We start from the raw sequence: 26938 nt of genomic DNA on the forward strand, positions 1-26938 counted from the left end.
CGATTCAGCTACATAAATCACTCCAAAAGCGAACTGTTTTTACCGCCTCAAAATTAATCTGTTCGTAAGTCTTCTCCCCAAATTCCAGCTTGAAATACTCCTGCAAACTTTCTCCATACACGATAATATCCGTTTGATACACTGAAAATACCGGATTTCCTTCTTCACATGGCTGCTCTGGGATATATCGGTGACCATAGACGGGGATCAGCTTGGGCACGCGCAAAAACTCACGTTTACATATGTCCACGGCTTCCTGCAAATCTGTTGGTCTATTCCCCCATTCAGAATGCCAGAACATATTCTGTTCTACATCAAAAATCATACCTTCAAGCGGCCAATTCAGCCTTTCCCAAATGACACCCATCCGCTGTGGTGACGTATCTCTCCAAGGAATAAAGCTTTTACCGACTGGAAGAACGTTCATCAGCAGCTCTCTTAAGTCGGGCGGAAAGTGAATATCATACCTGTCTTCGACTTCAGTAATCTCCCGGGTGGATAAGCCTGGGGTTAAGGTTACATCGTCTTTACGTAATAGATCGATAATATAAGCGACATCCATCTTCGATTGAACACCTCTATTCGCTGTCTGATTGCACCTTCTGATTGAATTCTAGCAGCTTAGTCGAGCGGATTGGTCAAGAGGCCTACCAGACTTGTAACTTCAACTTCACCGACTCGGCGTGGGCCTTCCATAAAATATCCCCTGGTTCCTACATGTATCCGGTGTCGGTGTACCTTTTCCCTCATTTCTCCAAACAAAATCCACATTCTTGCCTGACCTTCCCGGTGAACCGGGTGCCTGGTATCCATGATCAATTGACCCTCTTCATCTTCAAACTCAGGATGTATTGCATAAATTCCCGTTGTTGTAATATCGTCGCCCTCATAGGAAAAATCGCAGCGATAACCCTGAATAGGCAGTTGTTTCCTGCCTCCTTCTTCCGGTGTGTAAAATCGATATTCTACTATAAAATCGTGCGGATGCTGCCTACTATGTTCATAGGGATTCCACATTTCATATCATCCCCTCTGGTCTTTCCCAAAAATATGTACTTCTTTCTAGTGTAATCCAATAGGAAAAGAAATCCAAGACCTATCCGCAAGGCGTTGCTGAATAAGCTTGGATGATATGAGAGTCTTTTTTTCAGAATATATGACTTTTATACTTGCTGTCCGTTCACCTGAATATCTACGTCTACCTGCTGTCCCAGCCAAGCCCGCATGCGATCCCACGAAAAAACCTGCTCCATGTGAAAAACACCATATGGAAGTTCTGAGCGATACAGAGCAAGCGCTGCAAAGACGGCGGCTTTAGCAGTTAAATCAGACTGATGATGTCCCCTTAGCCTGCATTCGACCCTCGTCTCCTTACCATTAAGAGTTCCTTTGGCGTCTACCTTGACCGCTACAGCATTTCCTCCAAAATGCACCTTGCCAAAGCTGCGAACTACTGCCTCACGAACCGTTGGCTGTCGGAGCAGACCTGATATTCCTATTGTCCGAAGCCCTGCCAGAAGCCGGGTGGTCAAACGCGAATCGAAGCACAGGCGTGTGCTGACCGTAGGAACATCAAGTGTACGTGGAAGTGTCTGTTGATCCGAAAAGGGAAACCGATACGCCCGATGACGACCCACTCCTGCACCAAAGTCTGCCACTATGCCGTCGGTAAAGCTTCTTCGAGTCACTGGGCGTCCCTGTTCTATCACCTCCAAGTCGGTATGAATCTGATCTACAGTCCACTCAATCGCAGCCTGACCGTGTCGATCACCCAAACCCAGCATCAATGATATGTTCAGTTCATCCGTCTGATCCATGAGCTGTGTCGCTTGCAATGCCAATAGATTAGTGAGCCCTGGAGCTAATCCTACACTTAGCAGCGCAGTGGCCTGATAAGCTCGGGCCTCCTGATGACACTGCTCCACCTGACTCAAAAAGGCCGCATTCGCAGTAATATCCATGTAATGCACCCCATGCTGAAGACAGGTGCGTACCAAGGCTGTATTGTCCTGATCCAGACACATAATAACCATTTTGGCTTGCTTTAATATCGACGAGTCCATCGGCTCATGAATATTAAGCTGCAAGGGTCGTATCTTGCCATTCGATTGTTGGCTGAATGCAGTGGCACGTTCCAGACTGCGGCCTGCGGCAAATACCTTGCCGGGGAACATTTCACTTAACTCTGTACATACAATTTTTCCAACATGGCCATACCCGCCAATAATGATGATGTTATCCTTTGTCATAAGCCGTCTCTCCCTCTTTAACCGCAAACCATGCATTTACTAAAAAAGCACCATAATACCGGGTGATGTGGGTAAAGCCTGCATCTATCAACAGTTCCTGAATTGCTGCATTGGACACCGGGTTTGACTCGCGACCGATGGAAGCAGCGAATCGCTCCCAATCCTCCAGTGAAATGCCCTGACTCAGCATATGACCTTTCCATGCCTGCATTTGGATGGAAAAAGAAGGCTCCTGCGGATTCCCATTAATAGAAGCTAGACAAAAAGGTGCACCCGGCTTGAGTCGAGCGGATATCTGGCGCAGCAATGCCTGTTTACTTTCCAAGCTCTGAAGAAAATGAAGCACCAGCAGGCAGGTAGCAGCGTCATAGACTGGTTCATCGGATAATTCTTCGCAGTACTTTTCGTGCTGTTCTTCAGGCGATTCTCCAGACAACTCTTCCAACGTGCCTGTAACAAATGATATTTGTGAACCGATGTCCGCTTGTGTCACACGTTGACGTGCCAAGTCCAGCATGTGCTCAGAGGGATCAACTGCCGTAAAGGACCATGCCTCATGCCGCCCTCCGAGCGTAATCAATTCCTGACCGCCCCCAGCTCCGACAATCAGCACGTGCAGATCGATATTCCTGTTATGAGCCTGCGCTTCAAGCTGTGCGGTTATCAAACAATCTGTCATCTCATACAGATGGGTATATCCAGGTATTTTTAAAGCAATCGTATCCGCATATTTATGTACATTCGGATGATTCCAGCTCATAGGTTGATTTGAGTCGGTATTTCCAATATGGGGTTGTTTCATATGTGCTCTCCTCCAAACATTTAGCCTTGATCTTCAACGACCATTCATTTATTGTAGATTTAATTAAGAATCATTCTCAATTATAAAGACAATACGAATATCCACCATCCCATAAATATGGGATTTAGGAAGAGGCACTTTAAGAATCTCCAGCTTTCACGATAGGAGTAAACGATGAACGCACATTATACTCAATTTGCACAGCTTAAGAATGATCAACAACCAATCATGGAAATGGGAAATAAATCACCCTCATCTCCTACATACAAGCACACGCTAATCGACCGCTTGCGCACTCAGATTTCTTTTGATGCGGCATGCTGTACCTCAGTAGATCCGCGAACGCTGCTTTCCACGGGTGCATTTACGGAGTCGGGTGTAGAGGACATTCATAGCAAACTGCTAGAATACGAGTATCTGCACGATGATATCATGAAATACGATCAATTGGTGCGAGAAGGACAGCCTATCGCGACGCTTCATGGATCTACACAAGGCCAGCCGGATCGCAGCACACGTTTTAGAAATGTTTTGCAGCCCGCTGGATTCGGCGATGAGCTGCGTATTCCATTTATGTACAAAGGAAGCTGCTGGGGATTTCTTACGTTGTTCCGCCACTATGGAAAGCCTGTATTCAGCGCGGAAGAGCAACAACTGCTTGAAGCGTTAGCGCCATCCATAGCCTACCATCTGCGTCAAACCAGTGTCGGTGTATCTCCAGCCCCCGCTATGGCTATGGAACATGAACTTGAGCCAGGTGTTCTGACGCTTTCCGCTCAACTAGAACCCCTCTCGTCCAATATAGTAGCAGAACAGTGGCTAAAGCTGCTTCGGCAGCAGGAGGGAATCCATGAGGACGAGCTGCCGGCCTCTGTTCGGGCGGTAAGCTTGCGAGCGCTATCCACTTCTACTGCACCAGCCAGACTATGTATCCCTTCCGCAGACGCTAAAACTCCTTGGGTCACGATTAGAGCCACTCGCCTGCAAGGCGGACGCGAGCATATGGGCGAGAAGCAACTGGCCGTATGGTTTGAGCCTGCTAAAGCAACGGACATGTTGCCGCTTATGGCTGAGATCTACTCATGGACTGAACGAGAGAGACAGCTTGTCCGGCTCATTGTCCAAGGCTTTTCTACCAAGGAACTGGCAAGTGCACTTCATATTACGGCCTACACGGTGCAGGATCATCTGAAAGCCATTTTCTTGAAAACAGAGGTAAGCAGCCGTCGTGAGCTAGTATGGAAGGTATATTCCAGATTCAATTAATTATGTAAAAAAGACAGATGACCCGGTTAAGGATCATCTGTCTTAGCATCACTGCTCTATTGAGACGCAAGAGTCTTATTTCTGCGAAGAGGATTTCGTATCATCGTATGATACTGGTGAGGGCTTCGCAATCCATTCATCAGCCTCAGGCTCGATATCCACGCCATTGTCCAGCTTCGTTTTCTCCATCAAGGAATCTCCGTCCTCGTTCTTCTTGTTGCGGATTTTCGCTTCGTCTTGAGTGTGGTCGCTCATGTTGATTCCTCCTTTTTTAATTTCATCTGATGGTTGTACCTTACTCATAATTACCCATTGCCGTCCTGTACAAACCTCTACACCACCAGATGCCCTTTTTTCTCCGCCGGTCCAATGGTCGCCTCAATGCCAGCATTAAACTCCAGAAAGTCGCTCTCTACTCCATCACTAAAAATAACTCCATTCTCCGGCATCTGCGAAGCAATTCGCAGCGGTCTTTCAACGGCCACCTGCCCAAACACCAGCTCCGCAGCAGTCGTCCGACTGGGGAATGGTTCTCTCACTGTAAAATAAAGCGAGGGCGAGCTCCAGGTAGCACGATGATCATGCCCCATTCCTTCTACTGTCCCTTCCTGGCTGAAAGCAGCATCTGACATCAGATGATCTGGAGTCAGCGAGACCGGATGCCGTGTAGCACTGCCGACAATCCCGGCCGCTCCAGCCAGCACACTGGTCAGCCAGCCCGTCGCCCCCAACCCGGTGGAAACAATAATACCACTGGACGATTGCTGCTCTACCTGATCCTCCAATCTCAGCTCATATCTCGCAGAAACATGAGTTTTGCGCCCGATGAACAAATCGTTCACAGCATATATGGATTGGCCATCATTTAGTTGGGCCTTAGCCAGCGTAACCTCCTTAATCGGCCGTCTGTACACGAACACATCCGGCACCACCCAGCGCAGATCAGATACAGTAAACGGCAGCAATACCCCATCCCAGCGCAATGGATCTGGATTTACGCCGATTAGCGGCTGCTCGGTCAAATATTTTAACGTGTTGGCTACCAGCCCATCCTGACCCAGTACCACCACCGTATCCTGCTCACCAAAAATAAAGTTCGGCACATGTTCCCGCTCCACAATCTGGACACGCCCCAAGGCCGATAACTCGGACGTTGCCGTTGCCACCGCCCTGCGGTAATTTTCATCCTCCAGCACATAATCACTGAAATCCGCACCCAGCCGTTCCATAAAGAAGCGAGCCTGCTGCACCGTGTTGTAACGGACAATCAGCTCCTCCAATCGTGTTTTACGCTTCACCAAAATAATCTTCTGCTCAGTCATTCGGCTGCTCATCGTGATCTTCCTCCAGACCCTCTCGATCCTGCTGATCCACTTGTTCCCGTATCTGACATGAGACCTTGCAGCAGATCAGGCGTAATATTCAACTGGCCGATTTTCCCTGCATTTTCTGCGAGTTCCTGAAAGGCGATCGCAATCAGCTTATCCGGGCTCATATCCATGTTGGCCATAGCTTGAAGTACGTTAGGCTCGACATCCTGCAACGATTTCATCACCGCTGTCAGCTCATAGGCTTTGGCATCGGCTTCGGCCTTTTTATTCGTTACAGTCAGCTCAATCAGTTCGCGCTTTTTCTCTTCCAAGGCCGTGTCAAACCGCAGCTGCTCCTCCTTCATCTCACTTTGCTTTTGCTTTACGGAACGCTCGGCATCCAGTTGGGTTTCGCGGATCTGCCTTTTTTTCGTCTCCACCGCAATTTCCGTATTCAGCTCATTTTCCTTTACACGGCGCTCCTGCTCAATGGATGCGTTACGACGCTCATACAAAGCATGATCCGCACTGCGAAGAATTTCCTCTCTCGCCTGCGCTTCCAGCGCTCTCATCGTCTCCTTATTTGGTAAAACCGCCAAAATGGACAGCCCCATAACCTCAATGCCCAGTTTCTCCATTTCAGTATGCTGAGCAATATCCTTCGTCATGTTTTGGGCCAGACGTTCACTGGACTGAACCGCTTCTTTGAGTGGAACACGTTCCAGATACTTTTTGGTAAGCACCTTGGCAATGTTAATCACCCGTTGGGCCAGCTTGCTTGGATCGTCCGAAATGTAGCGTCGTTCCTTCAAATCATACGTGTAGTTTAAAATCTGCGTCGTTCTGCGGTAATCCACGATCCGATAAGTCAGTTGCCCCTGCACGGTCACCGCCTGGAAATCATTTGTCATATCTTCAAACATAAACGGTACATCAATGGAAGAGACAGGCACGACAACGACCGAGGTGGTCGGCGCGTAGTAATAAAAAGATAACCCAACACCCTCTCGAACCACCTTCCCGTTCTTCACCTTCATGACATACTCACTGGGCTGAAATTTAACAAAATTAAATCCAAACATCGTCGCTTCCTCGCTTTCTTTAGAGTGTTCATTTTTATTATTTCTTAATTGTTATTATCAATTTGTTATTAACAATAAAATAACACAGATAATCCATAATATCAATATGACATTTACAAAAAAAATAAAGGCCGCTTCCTCTCCGATACGCTCGGTTAAAGGAAACAGCCTCAGATTTCTTGCAATTTATTTTATAAGAGCACTTTCAAAAATTTTATACCTAACTGCATATTTAAATGGAATCAGCAGCAAAACGAACCGCTCTGCTAACTAAAACAGGCAGCACGGATATATGACCTTCATCTGTAAATTCTACGTACTCTACGTGTAGTCCTAGATCGTCCCTAGTCGTTAAACGCGTAGCTAAGTCCCTGGCCTTTTCCTGCATGCCAGTAAAATGTCCGGCCTCTAACTCCCCTACAGCAATCAACAGCTTTTTATTCCAATGCTTCTGAGCTATAGAAGCTACAAACTGTTTCTCTTCATCCATAATAACTTGTCCGCCCCAGTGTATAGACGGACTTCCCGCCACATACACCTGAAAAGAGTTTGGTCTTGTAAACAGGGTATGTAATACGAACAGTCCTCCAAGCGAATGCCCGAAGATCGTCTGTCGGCTGCGGTCGATAAGAAAATCACGCTCGATCATTGGCTTAAGCTCATCTTCAATAAATGACAAGAAATGCTCGGCGCCCCCGCTTTCTTTGGAGGCATCTTCATTTGGCTTTACCGGAAGCTCCACAGCCGTCCCAGGCAATGTAAGATCGTAATATCGTGAAGGATGAAAGGGAGCCTCTGTTGGATAGCCTATTCCTACAATGATAGCTGGAACAACCCCCGTTTTGTCAGGTCGTCTCCCCTGAACGCGCACCGCTTCCACCATGGTTCCAAAAACAGAATTGGCATCCAGCACATAAATAACGGGATAGCCAGATACAGGAGGTTCCTCGGCAGGAATGGCAATATAAATATGATACTCACGGTTTTCAGCCTGCGAGTACATTACTCGATGCTGACTGCGAGGAACATACACAGCTCCATGTGCATCGCTGGAATGATAAGCTTGCGTAGATATATCTTTAATGGGAACAACCTCCTATAGAACCTTAATTCCAATGAAATCAGGCCGTTTTTTTCATAAGCAAGACTACAAAATAAGGGACCCCGATCACCGCAATAATCAGTCCAACGGGAATTTCAGCAGGCGCAACCACCGTTTTAGCAATAAAATCAGATAACAGCACCAGTATCATACCGACCATACCGCATACGGGAATCACAAAACGATGATGAAGGCCAACAAGCCTTCTGGCGATATGAGGAGACAATAATCCTACAAAGCCTATTCCTCCAGAAACAGATACACAGGCACTCACCAGTCCAATGCTGGACAGCAGGAGAATAGACTTTTCCTTTTCGGTCGCAACGCCGAGACTTTTAGCTGTATGTTCATGTAATTGAAATAGATCCAGCACATACGATTTCAACCAAATAACAGGAATTAATATGACAAGCCATGGAATTACGGCAGCAACCAGCTTCCAATCAGCACTCCAAATACTGCCCGACATCCATACTGTCGCCATCTCGAAATCCGAGGCTTTCATTTTCAGCGACAGATATAAGCTTAAGGAACCGAATCCAGAGCCAATCGCTATACCTACAAGTAGCAGTCGCTGCGAATCCAGACGTCCTGCTTTCCAAGCAAATAAATAGATCAGCAGCGCAGCTACCAAACCTCCAATCAAGCCGAAAAAGGGCATAGCCAGCGCCGCAGTCCAGCCTGTCGTCTCCATCTGTCCCTGGTAAAAGAACATAAATATGACGATTGCTGCTCCCGCCCCTGCGTTAATGCCTAAAATGCCGGGATCGGCCAAACCATTCCGTGTAACTCCCTGTACCGCCGCCCCAGCAATCCCCAGACCTAAGCCGACCAAGGCCGCAATCACAACACGCGGTAGCCGAAAATCAAAAATCACCAAATCCAGCTGCGGAGTAGGGTGGATACGGAACAATGTCTGAATTACTTCCTGAAGGGTCATGTCGAACTCTCCATGGGTCAGACTAACATAGGAGGCTGCTAAAATAAGTGCAGCCCCACCTGAAAGTACAAACCACAGCCGTTTCACACTGATTTTACGCATGCTCTCCCCCTCCTTTTCTACGTATTAAGTACAGAAAGAAAGGGATGCCAATGACCGAGGTAACCACTCCAATAGGCGTTTCAAACGGATAATTAAGAAAACGGCTCAACACATCAGACATGCCCAAAAAAACACCACCGATCAAACCAGAGCATGGAATGACCCAACGGTAATCTACTCCGATTAAATATCGGGTAATGTGCGGAATCAACAAGCCAACAAAAGCAATTTTCCCTGCCAGCGCAACAGAAACACCTGTCAGCAATGCTACACAGAGCATCGCCCCCAACTTGACTGGTAATGCCCGCTGTCCCAGACCTGTGGCCACGTCGTCGCCCAAAGACAGTAGTGTTATTGGCTTGGCCAGCAGCATTGCTCCTACAATTGCCACAAGAGCAAAGGGAATCGCCAATTGAATCATCCCGGGGTCCATTTGGTGCAGACGAGCGTTAAACCAGAAGCTTACATTTTGCGATACATTAAAATAAATGGAGAGAACGGCCGACAGGCTGCTTAAAAACGTGCCAATGATCGTTCCCAAAATGGCCATACGAACCGGGGCAAGACCGCCGGGAATCATCCAGGCTAAACCGAATACAATAGCCACCCCCAGAGCCGATCCCACAAAAGAACTTCCAATCAGGCCCATCGAAGTGGAGTTCGGTGCAAGGATCATCATTAAGGTGATCACAAACGCCGCCCCATCCGACACCCCCATAATTGAGGGTGAAGCCAAGAAATTCCGCGTCATTCCTTGCATAATGGCTCCTGAAATCGCGAGAAAAGCACCGATTAATATAGAGCCGACCGCTCTAGGCAGACGCGAGTTTAAAACGACCTGATGGTCCACGTTTCCAGCATCAAAATGGAAAAAGGTAGCAGTTACCGTCTCCCATTCTATCGTCTTGGCTCCGTACATCACAGACAGCAGTAATGTTAGTACGATAAACAAGGGAGAGACGAAGATTACAAGGTAAGGAGAGATCAACTTTTTTCCCATGTTCCTACCTTTACTGCGAAAGTCGGTTCATAACCGCTTCCAAAAAGGCAAGTTTGCTCCATGAAGTACCACCTTGAGCATTGGGATCTACAATGTTGACGAAGGTTTTCCCATTCTTGACGGCATTGATGCTGCTCCAAATCGGATTCTTCTCCAAATCTGCCAATGCCTGCGGCTGGTCCTTGTTCTCTCCTTCGGAGAATTGCACGAACAGATAATCGGGGTTCATATCAGCCAATTTCTCCAGAGAAACCGCCTCTTGTGCTTTAACTGTATTTAACTCTTCCGGTACCTTAGCTCCTAGATCAGCATACAGCGAAGGATTGAAATATACATCCGCAGGGTATACATACAGATTGCCTGTACGAATCCGTACCATGAGTACCTTTTTATTTCCCCATATTGGTTCGAGCTTCCGTTGGGCCGCCTCCGCATCTTGCTTGTACTTGTCCAGGATCTCCTTCGCCTTCGCCTCTTTGCCTGTAAGCTGTCCCAACATTAATAGATTCGCTTCCCAGTTCGTTGAAATATGGGATACTGGAACCAATGGAGCGACCTTCCCTAGCTGTTCTGCCACCGCAGGCCGAAATTTAGAACTCCCAAGAATCACATCTGCCTTCAGTTTCAGGATCGTTTCAGCGCTAGGCTGCATTCGGTCACCAACGTCTGCGGCTCCTTCCATCGCTTTTTCCATGAACTCAGGAAATTTTCCGCCCGAAGTAACCGCCCCAGTTGGTTTCACTCCCAGGACAGCTGCATCTTCCATCGCTTCCAGACTAGCTATAATAATATGATCCGTCTTGGCCAGCTTATAAGTCTTATCTAGATATGTAATCGTCTTGGCACTTTCTACGTCAGAAACAGACGTTTGTGTCGATGCATTGGTATTCTTTTGAGCTGAGCTATCCACCTCCTGCACCTTTCCACCACATGCCGTCAACAGCAAACTTGCCGATAATAAGGTACACATCCATACTGCAACCTTCTTCATAATCTGAAAGACTCCCCTCTACCTACTTGAATTTACAGATAATAATTATCATTATCATTGATAACTATTATCAATAGTAGGAGAGAAATCGGCGTATTGCAATATTTTTTCTAATATTTATTAAAAAGAGGGCTTTCTTCACCCTGGAATCATTGCAATTAGGAAGCATCAGCCTCCCCTGTTTTGTTGGATATCATTCACATTCCATTCTTTATAAAACTGCTCCAAATACATTTCCATCCATTGATGCCGAACCTCCGCCAGTTCTCGGGCATAAGGGGTATTCATTAAATCCTTGAGCTTGAGCAGCTTTTCGTAAAAATGATATATGGCACTTTTACCTGCGGCGCGATAATCATATTGTGAATAGTCTTGATCCGGATCGTGCATGATACTGCCTTTTGAGCCTGCATACATAAAAGTTCTTGCAATCCCAATCGCTCCCAGAGCATCCAACCGATCTGCATCCTGCACAACCTGACCTTCCAGCGTTTCCATAGGCGGATTTTGTCCACCATTGTAGGACATTGTAGCAATAATGCTCATCACGTGTGTGATCACATCCGCATCGTTTACATGCAGATGCAGCCACTGATCAACTTTATCCAGCCCCGCTTGTTTGGATTCATTTAATTTTTCATCCGCTACATCATGCAGCAGTGCTGACAGCTCGCACACGAACGGATCTGCACCTTCTTTTGCAGCAATTTCAACAGACAGCTTCCTCACCCGGTCAATATGCCACCAATCATGACCACTGTGGTCATGCTCCAACTGCTGCTGCACATACGGCTCTGCCTTTTGAATAATATCTTCCATCATCGCTTCCTGCTGCTCTGTTCGTCTCTTCATAAGTCACCTTTCCATCCCGTCCATATTTGCTATGTGAGGTTGGTTTATTTTTTTATATGCTTGTCCATTTGCTTAGCGCGAATCATCGAGAGCGCCTTACGGGCTGCTAGCTTCCCATTAGGGCTACCATGCTTCATCACTTCTTTTAACAATTCGGTCGCGGGTTCATACCCATGATATCCCAATAGAATACATGCACGTTCCTGTACATACATATCTTCATCATCCACATAAGGAAGCAATGAATCCACCTCACTAACAGGTGTAATCGCCATTAAGCTGTAAAGAAGCTGGCACCTCACATCATCCTCCATTGATGAATCCTTTTCCAGTATAGCCTGCATTTCATGCATACAGCGAATATCTTCTGCTAGTTGTTCGGTGCTTATGTCGTTGTCAGACGGGTAATCCTTACGCAGCTGTTCCCAATCCAGCTCTGGGTTTTGCTCCAACTCTGCAATCAGCGAAGCTGTACTTCGGTACCTCGGTGACAAATCTGTTTCCTCGTGATTGATGTAACATAATTTATATGCTAGTGGCCCCTCTACATATAGACCTACATAATTAGAATGTTCATCCGTCCATAGAGGAATGATATATTTGAATACCTCGATCTGCGCAATCCACTCGATACTCTCGGCAAGCTCCTGTTCACTTAGCAATCGTAGCTGAACCTTCTGCCCTTCCTGCTTCTTGCTATGGATTAGTAAAGCTTCCAGCGTATCGTCAGGTAGATCAATCGCTTGGCGTTCAAGCACCTCTTGTAAGCTCATTTTTCCACACTCCTAATCTTTTCTACTCCAAATCTATTATCTAATCCCTGAAAAGGACAGGCTATCTCCATTTTATTCTATATGTGTATGGTATCCAACCTTAGGTCGACAAGTCCGTAACTATGCAAAAAAAAGAACCCCCTTAACCACATCAGCTGTAGTTAACGGAAGTTCTTTATTAAACTGATCCCCTTATTTTATTCCACGACACCAAGCTCGCGGTTTTTTTCCTTGAAGCGGCTGTTGTGAGAAGATACATATGCGGCTTTATCAGCTGTCGGATCAATGTACAACTTGGCGCTGTTGAGGGCAAGAGCAGCATCTGTGAACGTACCTGCAATCAGATACAGCTTGCTTCCGTACTCGACAAAATCGCCTGCAGCAAAAATCCCCGGTAGATTCGTTTCCAGCTTGTCGCTTACGCGGGCATGCCACTCTCCCATATCCAGTCCCCAATCTCGCAGGGGGCCGAAATCGGATTTTAGGCCATGATTTACGATAACTGCATCAACATTCAGCATCTCTATTTCGCCCGTATCTACATGATTGATCGTCACCTGCTCAATCGTCTCTCCGTTGTTGCTATGTAACTGACTTACCGCATAAGGTGTGAGAACACGGACCGAAGAGGACTTCATACGGGCTACATTTTTCTCATGTCCGCCAAAATGATCCCGACGATGTACAACTGTCACACTCGCCGCAATAGATTCCAGCTCATTCGCCCAATCTACCGCTGAGTTGCCTCCACCGGAAATCAGGACATGCTTGTCCCGGAACGGCTCCAGCTCTTGTACGGTATAATGCAGGTTTGTAACCTCGTAACGGTCAGCACCTTCAATCTCCAGTTTAGCCATTTTGAGAATACCATAACCTACAGCCAGAACGATCGTACGCGTCCAATGCTGTTCCCCTGTGGCAGAAGTCAGCAGGAACGTGCCATCTTCCTGCCGATCCATACCCGTAATCTGTTGTCCCAATACAATCGTAGGCTCGAACGTTCGCGCCTGCTGCTCCAGCTGGTCAATCAGCTTTTCACATAAAATCGGGGTTACCCCGCCAACATCCCATATCATCTTCTCCGGGTATATGCGCATCCGTCCGCCTAGCTCATGCTTGGCTTCGATCAGCTTGGTTTTCATATCTCTCATGCCACTGTAAAACGCAGTATACATACCGGCAGGACCGCCGCCGATGATCGTTACATCATATAATTCCAAGGACTCTGTCACTCTGCAACTCTCCCTATCATAGCGTATTATGTCTGCTTCTATTATAAGTGATAATAATTATCAATATCAATTAAGAAATAAAAACATATCTGTGACAGAGGTATTAGTGACATTGGAACTACGTTTATACAGTTATTTGGCTACTGCTTTCGTTAATCTTGTGGATTAGGCAGGGATTGCTGCACTATGGCACGCAATGCTTTTTCATTCAGCCCAGTCTGTACAAATTGAAAACGGTGACCTGCCAGCCTCTGAACTCGATCTATGATCTGACCCAGATGATAAGCCGTATGCTCCACCACATGGTAAACGTCATACATATTTATATCGCCTGTGTTGTCCAATGCTGCACAGAAGGAAGAAAAAGCATCTTCAACTTCCTCCATAAGCTGTTCTTTGTTTTGCACTGAAGGCTTGAAGCTATCCTCCATACCTTGCTTGTATGTAATCGTCGAATCCATGAGTTTGACTGCATTTCTACGCACATGCACCATTATATGATGGACAATTCCTCCAATACTGTTCTGTTCCGCTTCACCAGTGCCCCATAACATGGTTTCATCCAAAAGCTGGATGCATGCCCGCAGCTTAACCAAGTATTGATCGTACATTCTGTGCTTGGATATGATCTTAAATTCATGCATGGAAGAATTCATATGTTCATTTCCTCCTTTATCTTTTCAGGTGTATTTTTTGAAAAAGTCACTTCCGTGGATCATCCAATATCGTTCAGCAGGAGGGACCTCTTCCAAAAAGTTCAGATATTCCCCTTTCCACCCCACCGGGACATAGTGTTCGAAAGAAGCTGGCTCTGGAAATAGGGAGTAGAGAACTTTCTGGTCAAAATCAACATACAAAGCAGGACAGAATTCCAACACTTCATCCTTATGCTGGATTGCTTCATCTAGCGTTTGGAGCATTGTAGTGAGTTCTCCCGCAGCCACCTTATATTCACAGATGTGTTCCAAAAATGCTCCGGCTGTGGTCTCATCCAAAATAGCGATGCCAAACCGTTCCTCCATCTCGGTATTCAAAAACCAATACTCTCTTTCCGTCACATACCAATTCCATTGTCCCTGAAACATGACACCGACAATGATATTTTTCGCATATTCTGGCCATATTTTCATGAGCTTTTGCGTTCCCCTCCCTCACTTACAGCTCGATCCAAAACCGGTTTACACGGTTTCCATCTTCCTCTATGTAATCCTTGTCCGGTATTCCGCCGTTTCGCAGAATCGTTCTTTTGGAACTGATATTATCGGAGTCGCATACGACGAGGGCTTTGGAAATACCCAACTCTTTTGCTTTGTCCAATGCTAACCCCAGCATAGTCACAGCATACCTGTTCCCTCGTGCAGAAGGACGGATACCATAACCGATATGACCGCCAGCGTTTAACAGATGCTCATTAAGATCATGACGGATATTCACTGCTCCGACGACCTGATCATCTGCATCCACCAGCCAGTAGGTCGAACTTTTAACCCAGCCTTCAGACAAGCCAATTCCATTTTTCTGGTGACTTAAAAGCGTCAGCATACCTTCAAAATCATACGGTTCTATAGAAATCACCCAAGGCACCATATGCTCCTGGTTTTTTTCCATTCCTCATAAAATGAAAGATAAGCATCCTTCCAGCGCCGATCCGGCTCAACCAATCTGATGGCCTGCATCCTACTCACCGCCCCCTCATTAAGCACTCCATGTATCTACTAATGGTCTCGTCATCTCTACACCCCATAGTTCTTCATCGTAGCTTCCAATGTTTCATCCGTCTCTGCCAGCCACACGGAACTAACCTCAAAGGTTCCCGGCTTGAAAAACAATGGGAATCTCCGCTTAAACCAATCCTGCATCGGCAAATGTAGTGCTTCCTTCATATCCACCCACAGTAGTTCTCCCTCAGGAGGATTTTTTAATAGCTCACCTTCCGTTGCTGTAGCCAAATAATTAAAGACCATATATCTCAGCCCTTGGTTTGGATCACAATATTCGTCGATTCCTTTAAAAACAATTTCCGTAACCGTTAAGCCTGTTTCCTCTTTTACTTCGCGAATGGCTCCATTCACAATGCTCTCTGGGAACTCTACTTTTCCTCCTGGAGCAATATAACCCGGAAACCCCTTTCGATTGGGTCTGTTCATTAGCAATACCTTGTTTCCATCTTGAATCATGCACATGGTATATATTTTGTGTGTCACTTCTGTACTCAATCCGATCATACCTTTCTTTATTCACATGCTCTATGATCTAGCTTTTAACTTTCTCACCGACATATCTTGGTTGAATATGGTATTCACCATAGAACGATTACAGTCCCTCGTCAAACAACTGTAGACCTATGATTTCAAAGGCGACACCGTCACCCGCTTTAACGTGGATATCACCATTCAATTCGTCAGAATCCAAAACAAACGTAGCCTCTCCTACAACAATCTCCAGACAGTCTATCCCGCCTGCTTCGCCTTGTATCACTTGTTGTATCATCCCTTGAATCCAATAGTCACCTAGCTTTGGTTGAGGTTGAACAATGCCTGTCTTTTCCGTAGGCCTCAGTCTTCTGAACCCTTCTATACTGGATGGAGAAGTCTCGACCGAAATGACACAGCCGGGAATTAACTTTTCCAAGCTTTGTTCATACGGAACAACATACGCATATCCCGAGGTCAGTTCATGCCGAAAATATGTCCAGTAGCCGTATATCTTTTCCTCACCAATATTACGAATGATAATCTTTTCATCTTGATTTACTTCCTTGATCTGTACGCGCATTTATGAAGTCCTCAGTAGATATTTTTCTTATAATAATAATGTTTAAAGCCTCTAGGAGCCTCATCAATGACACCGACTACTTCATACCCCTGCTTTTCATAGAATTCAGGTGCTTGAAAAGAAAAGGTATTCAGTTGTATCAAAGTACATCCTTTATCTCTAGCGATTTGTTCAATTTCACTAAGTAATTGCGAACCGTAGCCCTTTCCTCTATGGCCCTGATCTACCCACAAAATATCAACCTCCACCCAGTTCCAACAAAGTACACTTAGAAGACCACCGATGACCTGACCTTCTCCATTTTTGAGCGTGAGATTAATCTCTTCATATTGGGTTTGAATATCTGCCGGGACGTGTTTTGCATTAAACTCAATCAACTTGTTTCTGACGAAACGAGCTTCATCCCTACTACTTCGACTCCATTGAGGTTCCAATGTCATGGCTTAAATCCTCCAATTAGAATGTATAACAATCTATAAAATACTAAAGTTAAAAGCCTTCCATCTGCCCACTGTTATTTATTGTAATACTTTTTTAGGTTTAGTCACATGATTCATTTTGAACTACTATAAAACGCGAAAGCAGGCTCCCTATGTAACAGAGAGCCTGCTGTCTTTTGTATCCATCGTCTGTCTTGCAGGAGAAGAGATAGGATGACTAAATAGAAATATCCAGTGATTTTCCAACCCCTGTGATATCACTGCCATTCGAGCTGCTGGTACGAGTCACTTCCATATTGCTTGGAGCGGACTTTTCCATTTTTGGTGTTGACGTGCTGCTGGATTGAGAACTTTGCTGTGCAATCTGAGCTTCAATTTGCTTAATTTGCTGCTGAAGCTGCTTCATTTTCGTTTCTTTTGTATCCTTATTATCTTTGCTTTGCTGGACCTTATTGTACTCTGCTTCAAGCTGGGCTTTTTGCTTTTCCAAACTGGCTGTATCGTTGGTACTGGATGAAGATGAAGTTGAAGTATTGACAATAGATATAGAGCTACTAGATGTGGTTGAAATATTCACAGAAGGATTCTCCTTTTTAAAAGCTAAGTTTGAGTTACAAGTGTGGGCTAAGCGTTTTTAAGGTATGCTATGGCACCCTCAAGATTATGACGAAGACGATACAGATTGTTCAAAAATCTTAGCGATTTTATCGAATAAAACTGATACTTCTTCATCTGTCGCATTCGATTCATCTGTGTTTCCCCAAGCGTTTTTTAATGCAGAAATCAGGTCTGTTTGCGGGTCTGTTTCTAAAGATATGGAGCCGGATATAAGCTCGGAACTCAGGACGTTTTGCAAATCACTCAGTAAGGATCTTTTTTCATCTACGGTAAGCTCTTTTTCAGATGTAGTAGTGTTATCCTCTTGATTGGTGGTCTCCTGAATATTCCATGCAAATGGGGGCATAATTCCACCCATCGCCTGCATCATTGGAGGCAGACCGCTGCTATCAACCTCAGGTCGGAATGAGTCACCTTCAGGCGACGGTGCAGGGCGGTTATTCTGGATCGTTTCAGCTACTTTATCAAATAAATCTGATACTTCCTCATCTGTTGCTGTCGAAAGATCCACCCCGGATAACAAGTCGCTGACTGTAGCCAAAGGATTGTTTGTACTGTTATTGATTTTATTCGTTTCAGATAAAGCACTTGAAGACGTCAAGTAACTTTGTAAATCTGACAATAATGCTTTCTGTTCGTCCATAGTCAGCGCCACAGTATCCTGGTCGTATTTGTAGCCATAACTGTAGTTTTCCGTAGGAAGCGGAGCCTGCATACCTCCGGCGTATTCCATAAATTCCGCACTTAATTCGAGTGAATCGCTGGATTTCTTGTGTGTGGTATGCCCCGCGTTATTTAGTCCATTCTCATTTGACTTCAGCGTATTCGAGTTTTCGTAGGAAGTCGAAGTCGTGATGAGATGCCTGTTGATGGATAATGACAAAGTAGATCCCCTCTCAGTGTACATAATGTTTTTAGCTGCCTACCTCTCTTTCATCGGTTGTAAAACTGAAGGCAGCCTGAGAGAATGCTGAATGATAACTGAATGAATTCGGACTGTCCCATACTGTACTCCTTTTCTTTCTTCCTAGACTATAGTCAAGGAAAATCCCCTCCGCAGGACGGGGAACCGAGCCCTACTCCAGACAGGAGCAAGTAAAGGGATAATTTGTTACTCTTAGCAGAGAATAAATGAACGCATTTTGAAAATTGAAGGTAGGGGAAAGAAGTATGATCCGTATTAGTCATTTAGTTCACGAGAGACTTATGTTCCTATTCAAATTTTTGTACTCGCCTGCATATGTGGGTAGCGTAACACCCAGTTCCAGATTTTTAGCTAAAAATATGATAGAATCCATTCCATGGAGTGATGTTCATGCCGTGGCTGAGCTTGGGGCTGGAACAGGCGCAATTACCCAATACATCCCGTCTACGACAAAAATTCAACCTAAGGTTTTGCTCTTTGAGAAGGACCCGACCATGCAGCAGAGTTTAAAAAGAAGATTCCCGAATTATCTGTGCTATTCCGACTCGCGTGAGCTTCAGCTTGCTATGAAAAATGCTCAAATTGAACAGCTTGACTGTATAATCAGCGGGCTGCCATTCTTCAACTTTCCACAAGCGATGCGAGATCAAATCGTAGAACAAATTCATCGGTCACTCAGGGATGGAGGGATGTTTGTCGCCTTTCAATACTCTAAACAGATGAAACAGCAGTTAGGTGAATGGTTTGATATTGAAGAAATCAAGTTTGTACCTATGAATGTTCCACCCGCATTCGTGTATGTATGCCGAAAGAAAGCTTAAGAAAGGAGTATGGGGATGGATGTTGAATATTTGATTTCCATTATCGAACAATATGGCTATGCAGCATTATTCTTCTCTCTATGGCTCGGAATTGTGGGACTGCCCATTCCAGACGAAGTTATAGTGATGACTGGCGGGGCCGTAACAAGCATAGGGATACTTCATCCGTTACCTGCTTTTTTAATTGTATATCTCGGGGTTGTATCAGGCCTATCCTTAGGTTATGTGTTGGGGAGAAGCTTGGGTACACCCATTTTGGATCGTTTGCGCCGGAAGAAGAAAATGGACAAGTACATTACTTTTTCAGAAAATTTAGTACATAAGTATGGAAACTTCACGATATGCATCAGCTACTTGCTACCGATCGTTCGCCACATTGTCCCTTATATTGTGGGGATCAATAAAATGAGTTTTAAGCGCTACGCTCTATTCTCTTATTCAACGGGCTTGATTTGGACGCTGATCTTCTTTTTGCTCGGACGTCTCTTTGGCGATCATGTACAAGCAGCAGGAGAATTGATTCATCGTTATGGCTTGCAGGTGGCACTGCTTCTCGTCATGCTGACAATTATATTTTTTATAATGAAATTCGTGTGGGGGAAGAAAACAACGGAGGAATAAAGGTTGAGCATATTCGGCATATTCATAATACAAAAAAACGCCTAGAAACAGGTGTTTTCATTTTTGTCCTTTTTAGCAATACTATCCATATGATATACTATAAACTAACAACAGAATGGCTTAGATGGGCGGTCGGCTAGTCTCCTGCAAAGGAGGTGATGCCTGTGGAGGTTAAAGATACGCTGATGTTGATGATTCAATTTGCAACGTTGGTGATCTTGATTATTTCCTTCAACAAAAAGAAATAGACCGCCCTCTGGAAAAGGTTAGCGGTCTATTCTACTAATCCAACCCTACAGCCACCGCCCTTATAAGCGGCTGTTGTAAAAGAGTGAGGATGTTAGAGCATCCTTACTCTTTTTTTAGTATATACCTATTGGCTATAGTTTATCACAGGAAAAACCATATTGCCAATATGGAAAACCTTTTAAAGGCAGCTTTCACTATGAGCTATTTTTTAAATTGAAGCAGCTTAACCAGCTTATCATGAATGGCCGTATTCGGGTAATTCCCGCTAAATTGGGAGGAACCCGGACCCATTGCAGTTAGCGCTACATCAACGGATGTATGCCCTCCTGTGGTCCAGTCGATATAAAACTTCTCATCAGAGCCTTTTACGGTAAAAGGACCGTCTTCTTTGGAAACACCTTCACCGGATTCATCCTCTGCATCTTCGCCTTCAATGGCCAAACCGCCTGTCTCATGGTCTGCCGTCACTAACACCAAAGTATCTGGATGCGCTTTGGCATAGTCCTTAGCTACTTTGACAGCCTTATCCAGCTGCTGCCCGGCTTTAATGGTTAATTCACCTTCATTGTCGTGCGCCATCTCATCCGTTCCTTCTTCCTCTACCATCAGGAAAAAGCCTTTTTTGTTTTTGGACAGAACATCAATCGCTTTCGCTGTCATATCCGGTAAAGAAACCGTTGGGTTGTAAGAATTGCCTAGTTTGTTGTGAGCTTGGAACATTTCTTCATTGGCGAACAGCCCTAGTAATTTAGAGCCTTTGGCTGCTTTCATTTCAGCCTGGTCTGTCACATAGCTATAGCCCAACTTCTTCGCTTGTTCCACCAAATTTCCTTGAGTTCCCTTACTAGCTTCCTCAGGATCTTCTGCCGGTGCATCTGGATGTTTGCCTGCTGTTCCTGCAGGGTACCAGAAATCCTCACCCCCGCCCAGAATCACATCCAGCTTGCTTTTCTCAATATACTGCTTGGCAATCTCGCTTTGAGCAGAACGCTTCTCAACATGCGCACCAAAGGCAGCGCCCGTCGCATCTGTCACTTGGCTTGTCGTCACTACTCCTGTAGACATGCCTGCTTTTTTAGCCAGCTCCATAATGGTTGTCACTGGTTTTTTATTCAAATCCATTCCGATCGCGCCGTTATACGTTTTCACACCTGTTGCAATGGCAGTCGCAGCGGCGGCAGAATCTGTAACCAGGTTGTCCCCTGAACTCGTGCTAACGAGGCCTGTTACAGGCATCTTGTCCATTTCAAGCAATCCTGATTTCCCAACCGTTGCTAAGCGAATCGCGTTGCGACTGGCTTCCCCCATACCATCACCGATAAAAAGAATGACGTTTTTAGGAGTATCCGCTTTAGCTGATACAGCCTTCTGTGCCTTGGACTCTGCGACAGTGGACTTCGTAGGAGCCGCGGCTGCAAAAGCTTTAGGGATATCAGCAGATAATAAGGGTACAGTCAAAACAGTCACAGCACTCAACGCAAGGATACTCTTTTTCATGGAACGCTTTTTCACAAGGTCACACTCCAATAAATTTAATATTCATATATGATAAATTCATCATATATTGGTTTTGTAAAAAATCGTAAAGCACTAGGTTTCCCGAATGTAAAAAATTGAAGTGGTCATCTATATTTTATAAAAAAAGAAGACATCGACTCCTGGTATTCCAAGAGTTGATGTCTTCTGGTGTTTATATTAAATCGCGGCGATATTTTTGCCGATGGGCATGGTGTAGTATAGCGGTTTTTGCTGTCCGTTTTGCTGATAAACTACAAGCAACAGTGTGCGGCCTTCGGCTGTTAATGGGCTACCACCACTCAGGATATGATCCAGACTGAACGGCAGGACATCCAGCACAGCGTGCTTTTGCAGTTCCTTTTCACCCAGCTTCAAGGAAGCAAAGGCTGGGATCATCTCGCGGTATGGCTGCGGCTGTTGGCTAGCCACATCCATCTCACCCGTGCTTTCCTCGCCCACATCTGCCACCGCAGGTGACAACAGCGCATCCGGGTGCTGAAGGGCCATTTTCATATAGCTGGACCAATCGTCCTTCTCCAGGGTATGTTCCCACCAGATTTTACGCGGCTTATATTTATGGTTTAAGAAATAATCAAGCTTCATCAGCCCAAGCACCATTTCCATTCGCTTGGTTCCCCGCGATTCCAAAAAGGACTGGAGACGCGTAAACAGGTCTTCGAGCTGATGTCCGATTTTTTGCCAGCCCTGTCCTTCCCAGTAGTCTCCAAATTCCTGAAAGAAATCAAAGGCGGACGAGAATTCACGCTCAATCAGGTAGCTCACCGTATGGTCCATACGATGAGAGTTCCAGTATTTCTCCAATACATCTTCCAAGCGTTTGAGCCTCACAATGTCGGCAAAGGAAAGGACGTCATTGCTCAACATTTCATACGGCGCAACATCCATATAGGTATAGTTATACTTATCAGCGTCAATGCGCAGACCTGTACCACGCAGCATTTTGAGGAAGCCAAGCTGAAGCTCTTCTGGACCAAGCGCAAAAACGTCATTAAACGTTTTACGGAATGTATTGTAGTCCTCCAATGGCAATCCGGCGATCAGATCCAGATGCTGGTCGATTTTCCCGCTTTGCTTGACCTTTGTAACGGTACGGGAAAGCTTGGTAAAGTTCTGGCGGCGCTTAACCAGTTCATTGGTGGGATCATTCGTTGATTGGACACCGATCTCAAAGCGAAATACCCCCGGTGGTGCATTCTCCGCCAAATAATCCAACACCTCGGGACGCATAATATCTGCCGTAATCTCAAACTGGAAGACACAGCCACGGTGATTTTCAATCAAAAACTTGAACATTTCCAGCGCATAATCGCGTTTAATATTAAAGGTTCGGTCCACAAATTTAATCAATTTAGCCCCATTGTCAATCAGATACAGAATATCCGACTTAGTGCGCTCAATATCGTAATAACGCACCCCGACCTCAATGCTGGACAAACAAAATTGGCAACTGAACGGACAGCCCCGGCTCGTTTCAAAATAGACAACCCGTTTCCCGAGCTCCGGGATATCCTCTGCAAAACGATATGGAGACGGCAGCTCGTTCAAGTCCGCTTTTGGTCGACCTGGCATGATAATAACCTCTTCTCCCTTACGGTAAGCCAGTCCATATACAAAATGAAACTTGCGATCTCCTTCCAGTTCCTGCAGCAGTTGATGGAAGGTTTCCTCTCCCTCACCAACAACAATAAAATCCACATTCGCCAAGCGCTTCATCCAGTGCTCCGTATCGTAAGATACCTCCGGGCCACCCAAAACAATTTTGACCTCGGGCATAATCTTTTTCAACACATCAATGACTTTAATCGTCTCTTCAATGTTCCAAATATAACAGGAAAAACCGATGACATCTGCTCCCCGTTGAAACAGATCAGATACGATGTTCATCACCGGGTCCTTAATTGTATACTCCGCCAGCTCGATATCAAAATCCTTTTCACTGTAGGCTTTGAGGCATCGGATGGCCAGTGAGGTATGAATGTATTTTGCGTTTAATGTTGATAAAATGACTTTCATAGGTCACAACCTTCTATAAGTTTGCATGGACTCTTATATCCTTAGTATAGCTATTCAAAATCCTCGTACACATCGTCTACAAAAATCTCGTCCTCGCTCACCATTCCGCCGGTATTCCCCTGATTTTGAAAGAAATCAAGAAACGGCTTGCCATACTTGCGGAACTTCACTTCACCAACACCCTTGATCCGCAGCATGTCTGCTTCGGATTGCGGACTCGCTACGCTCATCTCTCGCAGCGTGGCATCATTGAAGATGATATAAGACGGTACATGCTCCTGAGCGGCCAGATCGCGACGGATTAAGCGCAATTGCTCAAACACAGTTTCGTTAACTGCGGCAGGATAGGTGTCGCGTCCCTTTCGTCCGCGTGAACCTGCTCCACCTGCAAATGCTGTGGCATGCCGCACCACACGCTGCATAACTTCGCGCTGCCCTCTCAGCACTTCAGCAGCAAGCTGTTGCAAGCGGACAACTGGATATTGACCCTCGGACAGCATCAGATATCCTTCCGAAACAAGAACATTGATAATCTCAGCAATTTCTTTCTCCGTTCGGTTGCCCATCACGCCATAGGTTGGCAGGCTGTCAAAACCATACTGCAGCACTTTTTTGTTACGCGAGCCTTTCAACACTGAGGCCACCATGGAAACCCCATACCTCTCCCGCATACGATGAATGCACGAAAAAATCTTTTGCGCATCTATGGTCATATCGACCAGTTCCCGCTCGTCAGTACATGAACTGCATATGCCGCAGGCTTCATGCTCCTCCGCTTCTCCGAAATACTCCAGCTGTGCTGAACGTAGGCAGCGAGTTGTGTAACAATAGTCAACCATCTGCTGGAGCTTACGGTAGTCGTTGCGCTTGCGGTCTTCATCCTGTGGATTTTGCTCAATCAGGAACTTCTGGGTCACAATATCTTGCGGTCCGAACAGCAAAATACATTGACTCGGGTCGCCATCACGTCCTGCGCGTCCCGCTTCTTGTACGTACGCCTCCATATTTTTAGGCATATTGTAATGAATGACATAGCGTACGTTTGATTTATCTATGCCCATACCGAAGGCATTGGTTGCGACAATGACACGGATATCGTCGTACAGAAACCCTTCCTGGCTATCTGCACGTTCCTGATCTGTCATTCCTGCATGATAACGTCCGGCTGCCATGCCAGCGTCGCGCAGGCGTTGATATAAATCATCCACGTCCTTACGTGTCGCCGCATAAATAATGCCCGATTCACCCTCATGTTCACGGGCATAATTCAGTAAAAAGCTGCGTTTGTCCTCCCCTCGCAGCACACTGAACGCCAAATTCGGCCTTCCAAGCCCCGTAACGAACGTTTCCGGTGAGCGCAAACGAAGCAGGCGTACGATGTCATCCATAACCTGTGGTGTAGCCGTCGCCGTAAACGCAGCTACGATTGGACGTTCATACAGCCCGTCCACGAATGGAGCCACAGCCAGATAGCTGGTACGAAAATCATGACCCCACTGGGATACGCAGTGAGCCTCATCTACCGCAACGCAGGAAATCGGTAACTGAGCCATCTCATCACGGAACCAATCCAGTTCCAGTCGTTCAGGGGCGACATACAGCAACTTCAAATCTCCGTTCCGTGCGGCGCGTATACGGTCATTGACTTCTCGACCGCTCAACGTGCTATTAATGTAGGCAGCTGCAATCCCCATCGTGGTCAGCGCATCCACCTGGTCTTTCATTAACGAGATCAGTGGTGACACAACAATGGTCAGCCCCTCATGCAACAACGCGGGAATCTGGTAGCATATCGATTTTCCGCCACCTGTCGGCATGATGCCCAGCGTATCGTTGCCTTCCAGCATACTGGCCACAATTTTCTTTTGTCCCTCCCGGAAATCGGGATAGCCATAAAATTTTTGCAGCAAGTCCTGCGCCCGTTCCAATGTTGGTGCTTGTACACTCATAGTTTCAAAACTCCTCATATTTCTAGCGTCCTCGACGCATATCGGCTTTTCTTTCGTTACCTTATAGTTTACCGGGGTTAAGGGCAATGTTCAACCGCTGGAAGTCTGTCCATCGGGTTTTAGTCTTTTATGGCATTCGCTGTTTTCTCATGATATAGTGAACACGGTGCCGCGAATGGTCCATAACTATGAAGAGATACGGCTCCAAGAAGGAGAAAGAACCCATGAATAATCGGAAATCTCAAAGGAAAAATCATACAAAATCAACTTCAAACACAAGCCATTCCAGACGCAATCACAAACCCGCCGGAAAATCTGGCTCCTATAGACCGGAAGCTCAACGGAAAACCCATACTTTGGATAAATCCCCTGCCAAAACATACATCGTTCAGGAACCTGCAGAGCTATTGAGCTTTTTAGTTGAGCATGTGACTGGCATGGGTCGTAATTCCATTAAATCGGCATTGGCGCGTGGGCAAGTTTCCGTCAACGGTACTCCTCGTACTGTGCATAATTTTCCGCTGGAGCAAGGACAGACTGTCGCGCTCTCCAAGGAAAAGGTAGCTCCTGTGGTGCCGCTAACCGGGCTGCGTATTTTGCATGAGGACGAAGCTATTATCGTTATCCATAAAGATGCTGGGCTACTTTCTGTCGCTTCTGCGCAGGAACAGGAAGTCACAGCCTATCGCCAGCTTACAGCCCACGTACGACGCGAGCATCCGTACAACCGTATTTTTGTACTGCATCGTTTGGATCGTGATACATCAGGAGTGATGATGTTTGCGAAAAGCGAAGCCATACAGCAGGAAATGCAACAAGCGTGGAAGGAAGTTGTGTATGAACGAACATACATTGCTCTCGTAGAAGGACAGGTTAAAAAAGACGCGGGCACAATCACCTCATGGCTGAAAGAAAGCAAGACGCTGAAAATGTACTCCAGTCCTTATCCGAATGACGGCCAGCATGCAATCACTCACTACAAGCGGCTTCAGGCCAATCGGCATTTTTCTTTGCTGGAAGTACGTTTAGAGACCGGACGCAAAAATCAAATTCGCGTGCATATGGAGGATATCGGTCATCCGATTGTTGGAGATAAAAAATACGGTTCCAAGAGCAAATCGATTGGGCGCCTTGGTCTGCATGCACAGGTATTGTCGTTTATTCATCCCGTCACCGGAGTATTGCTGCGTTTTGAATCCGACATTCCTAAAAGCTTTTTGAATCCGTTTCGGGAGTAGACTGGAGCAAAGCACACGAAGAAGAGTGTAAAAATACAAAGGGAAATTA

Annotated in this window: 29 protein-coding genes and 1 pseudogene; 5 read left to right on the plus strand and 25 right to left on the minus strand. The window is 45.9% G+C overall.

Annotated elements, in window-relative coordinates; all coding sequences use genetic code 11:
- Positions 1-4: 4 nt before the first annotated feature.
- From ACXHJ1_RS24690 to ACXHJ1_RS24705, 4 genes are all read right to left on the minus strand, one after another.
- A complete protein-coding gene (locus ACXHJ1_RS24690) occupies positions 5-562 on the minus strand; it encodes an SMI1/KNR4 family protein (protein WP_457905354.1) in 558 nt (185 codons plus the stop codon).
- 59 nt (positions 563-621) lie between these two features.
- Positions 622-1017 carry a hypothetical protein gene (locus ACXHJ1_RS24695; protein WP_013370043.1) on the minus strand — a complete coding sequence of 132 codons (396 nt, stop codon included), beginning with the start codon at positions 1015-1017 and terminating at the stop codon, positions 622-624.
- A 146-nt stretch (positions 1018-1163) separates the two neighbouring features.
- Positions 1164-2249, minus strand: a complete 1086-nt coding sequence (locus ACXHJ1_RS24700; RefSeq protein WP_457905355.1) for a saccharopine dehydrogenase family protein — start codon at positions 2247-2249, stop codon at positions 1164-1166.
- Positions 2236-3051 carry a class I SAM-dependent methyltransferase gene (locus ACXHJ1_RS24705; RefSeq protein ID WP_457905356.1) on the minus strand — a complete coding sequence of 272 codons (816 nt, stop codon included), beginning with the start codon at positions 3049-3051 and terminating at the stop codon, positions 2236-2238. The genes ACXHJ1_RS24700 and ACXHJ1_RS24705 overlap by 14 nt, the downstream gene beginning before the upstream one ends.
- A 174-nt stretch (positions 3052-3225) precedes the next feature.
- On the opposite strand from ACXHJ1_RS24705, the gene ACXHJ1_RS24710 reads away from it, so the two are divergent.
- Entirely contained in the window at positions 3226-4317 is a 1092-nt protein-coding gene (locus tag ACXHJ1_RS24710) for a LuxR C-terminal-related transcriptional regulator (protein ID WP_457905357.1), read from the plus strand.
- 75 nt (positions 4318-4392) lie between these two features.
- Here the strand turns inward: ACXHJ1_RS24710 and ACXHJ1_RS24715 are convergent, their stop codons facing one another.
- The 18 genes and pseudogenes from ACXHJ1_RS24715 to ACXHJ1_RS24800 form a co-directional block, all read right to left on the minus strand.
- A complete protein-coding gene (locus ACXHJ1_RS24715) occupies positions 4393-4572 on the minus strand; it encodes a hypothetical protein (protein WP_013370039.1) in 180 nt (59 codons plus the stop codon).
- Positions 4573-4649: 77 nt separating this feature from the next.
- Positions 4650-5651, minus strand: a complete 1002-nt coding sequence (locus ACXHJ1_RS24720; RefSeq protein ID WP_457905358.1) for a sugar kinase — start codon at positions 5649-5651, stop codon at positions 4650-4652.
- Complete coding sequence (locus tag ACXHJ1_RS24725; RefSeq protein WP_016820615.1) at positions 5648-6709, minus strand: SPFH domain-containing protein; 1062 nt, start codon at positions 6707-6709, stop codon at positions 5648-5650. The genes ACXHJ1_RS24720 and ACXHJ1_RS24725 overlap by 4 nt, the downstream gene beginning before the upstream one ends.
- A 232-nt stretch (positions 6710-6941) precedes the next feature.
- The gene (locus ACXHJ1_RS24730; RefSeq protein ID WP_457906200.1) at positions 6942-7712 is read right to left on the minus strand and encodes an alpha/beta hydrolase; all 771 of its coding nucleotides are present in this window, start codon (positions 7710-7712) and stop codon (positions 6942-6944) included.
- Between the two features lie 118 nt (positions 7713-7830).
- The gene (locus tag ACXHJ1_RS24735; RefSeq protein ID WP_457905359.1) at positions 7831-8853 is read right to left on the minus strand and encodes a FecCD family ABC transporter permease; all 1023 of its coding nucleotides are present in this window, start codon (positions 8851-8853) and stop codon (positions 7831-7833) included.
- Positions 8846-9853, minus strand: coding sequence for a FecCD family ABC transporter permease (locus ACXHJ1_RS24740; RefSeq protein ID WP_016820618.1), 1008 nt, complete (start codon positions 9851-9853; stop codon positions 8846-8848). Before ACXHJ1_RS24740 ends, ACXHJ1_RS24735 begins: the two co-directional genes overlap by 8 nt.
- A gap of 10 nt (positions 9854-9863) precedes the next feature.
- Positions 9864-10844, minus strand: coding sequence for an ABC transporter substrate-binding protein (locus tag ACXHJ1_RS24745; protein WP_457905360.1), 981 nt, complete (start codon positions 10842-10844; stop codon positions 9864-9866).
- Positions 10845-11012: 168 nt separating this feature from the next.
- Positions 11013-11696 (minus strand): HD domain-containing protein, encoded by a 684-nt coding sequence (locus ACXHJ1_RS24750; RefSeq protein WP_164965404.1) that lies wholly within the window; start codon positions 11694-11696, stop codon positions 11013-11015.
- Between the two features lie 44 nt (positions 11697-11740).
- Positions 11741-12469 carry a HEAT repeat domain-containing protein gene (locus tag ACXHJ1_RS24755; protein ID WP_290408989.1) on the minus strand — a complete coding sequence of 243 codons (729 nt, stop codon included), beginning with the start codon at positions 12467-12469 and terminating at the stop codon, positions 11741-11743.
- 197 nt (positions 12470-12666) lie between these two features.
- The gene (locus ACXHJ1_RS24760; protein ID WP_016820622.1) at positions 12667-13701 is read right to left on the minus strand and encodes an NAD(P)/FAD-dependent oxidoreductase; all 1035 of its coding nucleotides are present in this window, start codon (positions 13699-13701) and stop codon (positions 12667-12669) included.
- A gap of 152 nt (positions 13702-13853) precedes the next feature.
- A complete protein-coding gene (locus ACXHJ1_RS24765; protein ID WP_107733958.1) occupies positions 13854-14357 on the minus strand; it encodes a DUF1572 family protein in 504 nt (167 codons plus the stop codon).
- A gap of 24 nt (positions 14358-14381) precedes the next feature.
- On the minus strand, positions 14382-14831 hold the full coding sequence (locus tag ACXHJ1_RS24770) for a hypothetical protein (RefSeq protein WP_457905361.1): 450 nt from the start codon (positions 14829-14831) through the stop codon (positions 14382-14384).
- Positions 14832-14856: 25 nt separating this feature from the next.
- A pseudogene (locus ACXHJ1_RS24775) lies at positions 14857-15377 on the minus strand (GNAT family N-acetyltransferase).
- A gap of 57 nt (positions 15378-15434) precedes the next feature.
- Complete coding sequence (locus ACXHJ1_RS24780) at positions 15435-15926, minus strand: 8-oxo-dGTP diphosphatase (protein WP_045244005.1); 492 nt, start codon at positions 15924-15926, stop codon at positions 15435-15437.
- A gap of 88 nt (positions 15927-16014) precedes the next feature.
- Positions 16015-16476 (minus strand): hypothetical protein, encoded by a 462-nt coding sequence (locus ACXHJ1_RS24785; protein WP_044785840.1) that lies wholly within the window; start codon positions 16474-16476, stop codon positions 16015-16017.
- Between the two features lie 11 nt (positions 16477-16487).
- Positions 16488-16916, minus strand: a complete 429-nt coding sequence (locus ACXHJ1_RS24790; protein ID WP_102998515.1) for a GNAT family N-acetyltransferase — start codon at positions 16914-16916, stop codon at positions 16488-16490.
- Positions 16917-17133: 217 nt separating this feature from the next.
- Complete coding sequence (locus ACXHJ1_RS24795) at positions 17134-17493, minus strand: FlxA-like family protein (protein ID WP_457905362.1); 360 nt, start codon at positions 17491-17493, stop codon at positions 17134-17136.
- A gap of 84 nt (positions 17494-17577) precedes the next feature.
- The gene (locus ACXHJ1_RS24800; protein ID WP_457905363.1) at positions 17578-18417 is read right to left on the minus strand and encodes a hypothetical protein; all 840 of its coding nucleotides are present in this window, start codon (positions 18415-18417) and stop codon (positions 17578-17580) included.
- Between the two features lie 287 nt (positions 18418-18704).
- Here ACXHJ1_RS24800 and ACXHJ1_RS24805 point away from each other — a divergent pair, with 287 nt between their 5' ends.
- The 3 genes from ACXHJ1_RS24805 (at position 18705) to ACXHJ1_RS24815 (ending at position 20149) form a co-directional block, all read left to right on the plus strand.
- Positions 18705-19280, plus strand: a complete 576-nt coding sequence (locus ACXHJ1_RS24805; protein WP_016820631.1) for a class I SAM-dependent methyltransferase — start codon at positions 18705-18707, stop codon at positions 19278-19280.
- A gap of 15 nt (positions 19281-19295) precedes the next feature.
- Complete coding sequence (locus tag ACXHJ1_RS24810) at positions 19296-19901, plus strand: DedA family protein (RefSeq protein ID WP_457905364.1); 606 nt, start codon at positions 19296-19298, stop codon at positions 19899-19901.
- A gap of 191 nt (positions 19902-20092) precedes the next feature.
- Positions 20093-20149, plus strand: coding sequence for a hypothetical protein (locus ACXHJ1_RS24815; protein WP_419179378.1), 57 nt, complete (start codon positions 20093-20095; stop codon positions 20147-20149).
- Between the two features lie 202 nt (positions 20150-20351).
- Here the strand turns inward: ACXHJ1_RS24815 and ACXHJ1_RS24820 are convergent, their stop codons facing one another.
- From ACXHJ1_RS24820 to recQ, 3 genes are all read right to left on the minus strand, one after another.
- Entirely contained in the window at positions 20352-21662 is a 1311-nt protein-coding gene (locus ACXHJ1_RS24820) for an alkaline phosphatase (RefSeq protein WP_016820633.1), read from the minus strand.
- 183 nt (positions 21663-21845) lie between these two features.
- Complete coding sequence (locus tag ACXHJ1_RS24825; protein WP_016820634.1) at positions 21846-23702, minus strand: B12-binding domain-containing radical SAM protein; 1857 nt, start codon at positions 23700-23702, stop codon at positions 21846-21848.
- Positions 23703-23752: 50 nt separating this feature from the next.
- Positions 23753-25651: a DNA helicase RecQ gene (gene recQ, locus ACXHJ1_RS24830; RefSeq protein ID WP_025364353.1), complete on the minus strand. Its 1899-nt coding sequence runs from the start codon at positions 25649-25651 to the stop codon at positions 23753-23755.
- A gap of 224 nt (positions 25652-25875) precedes the next feature.
- On the opposite strand from recQ, the gene ACXHJ1_RS24835 reads away from it, so the two are divergent.
- Positions 25876-26889, plus strand: a complete 1014-nt coding sequence (locus tag ACXHJ1_RS24835; protein WP_457905365.1) for an RluA family pseudouridine synthase — start codon at positions 25876-25878, stop codon at positions 26887-26889.
- Positions 26890-26938 lie beyond the last annotated feature (49 nt).

Source organism: Paenibacillus sp. ALE2 (assembly GCF_054113385.1).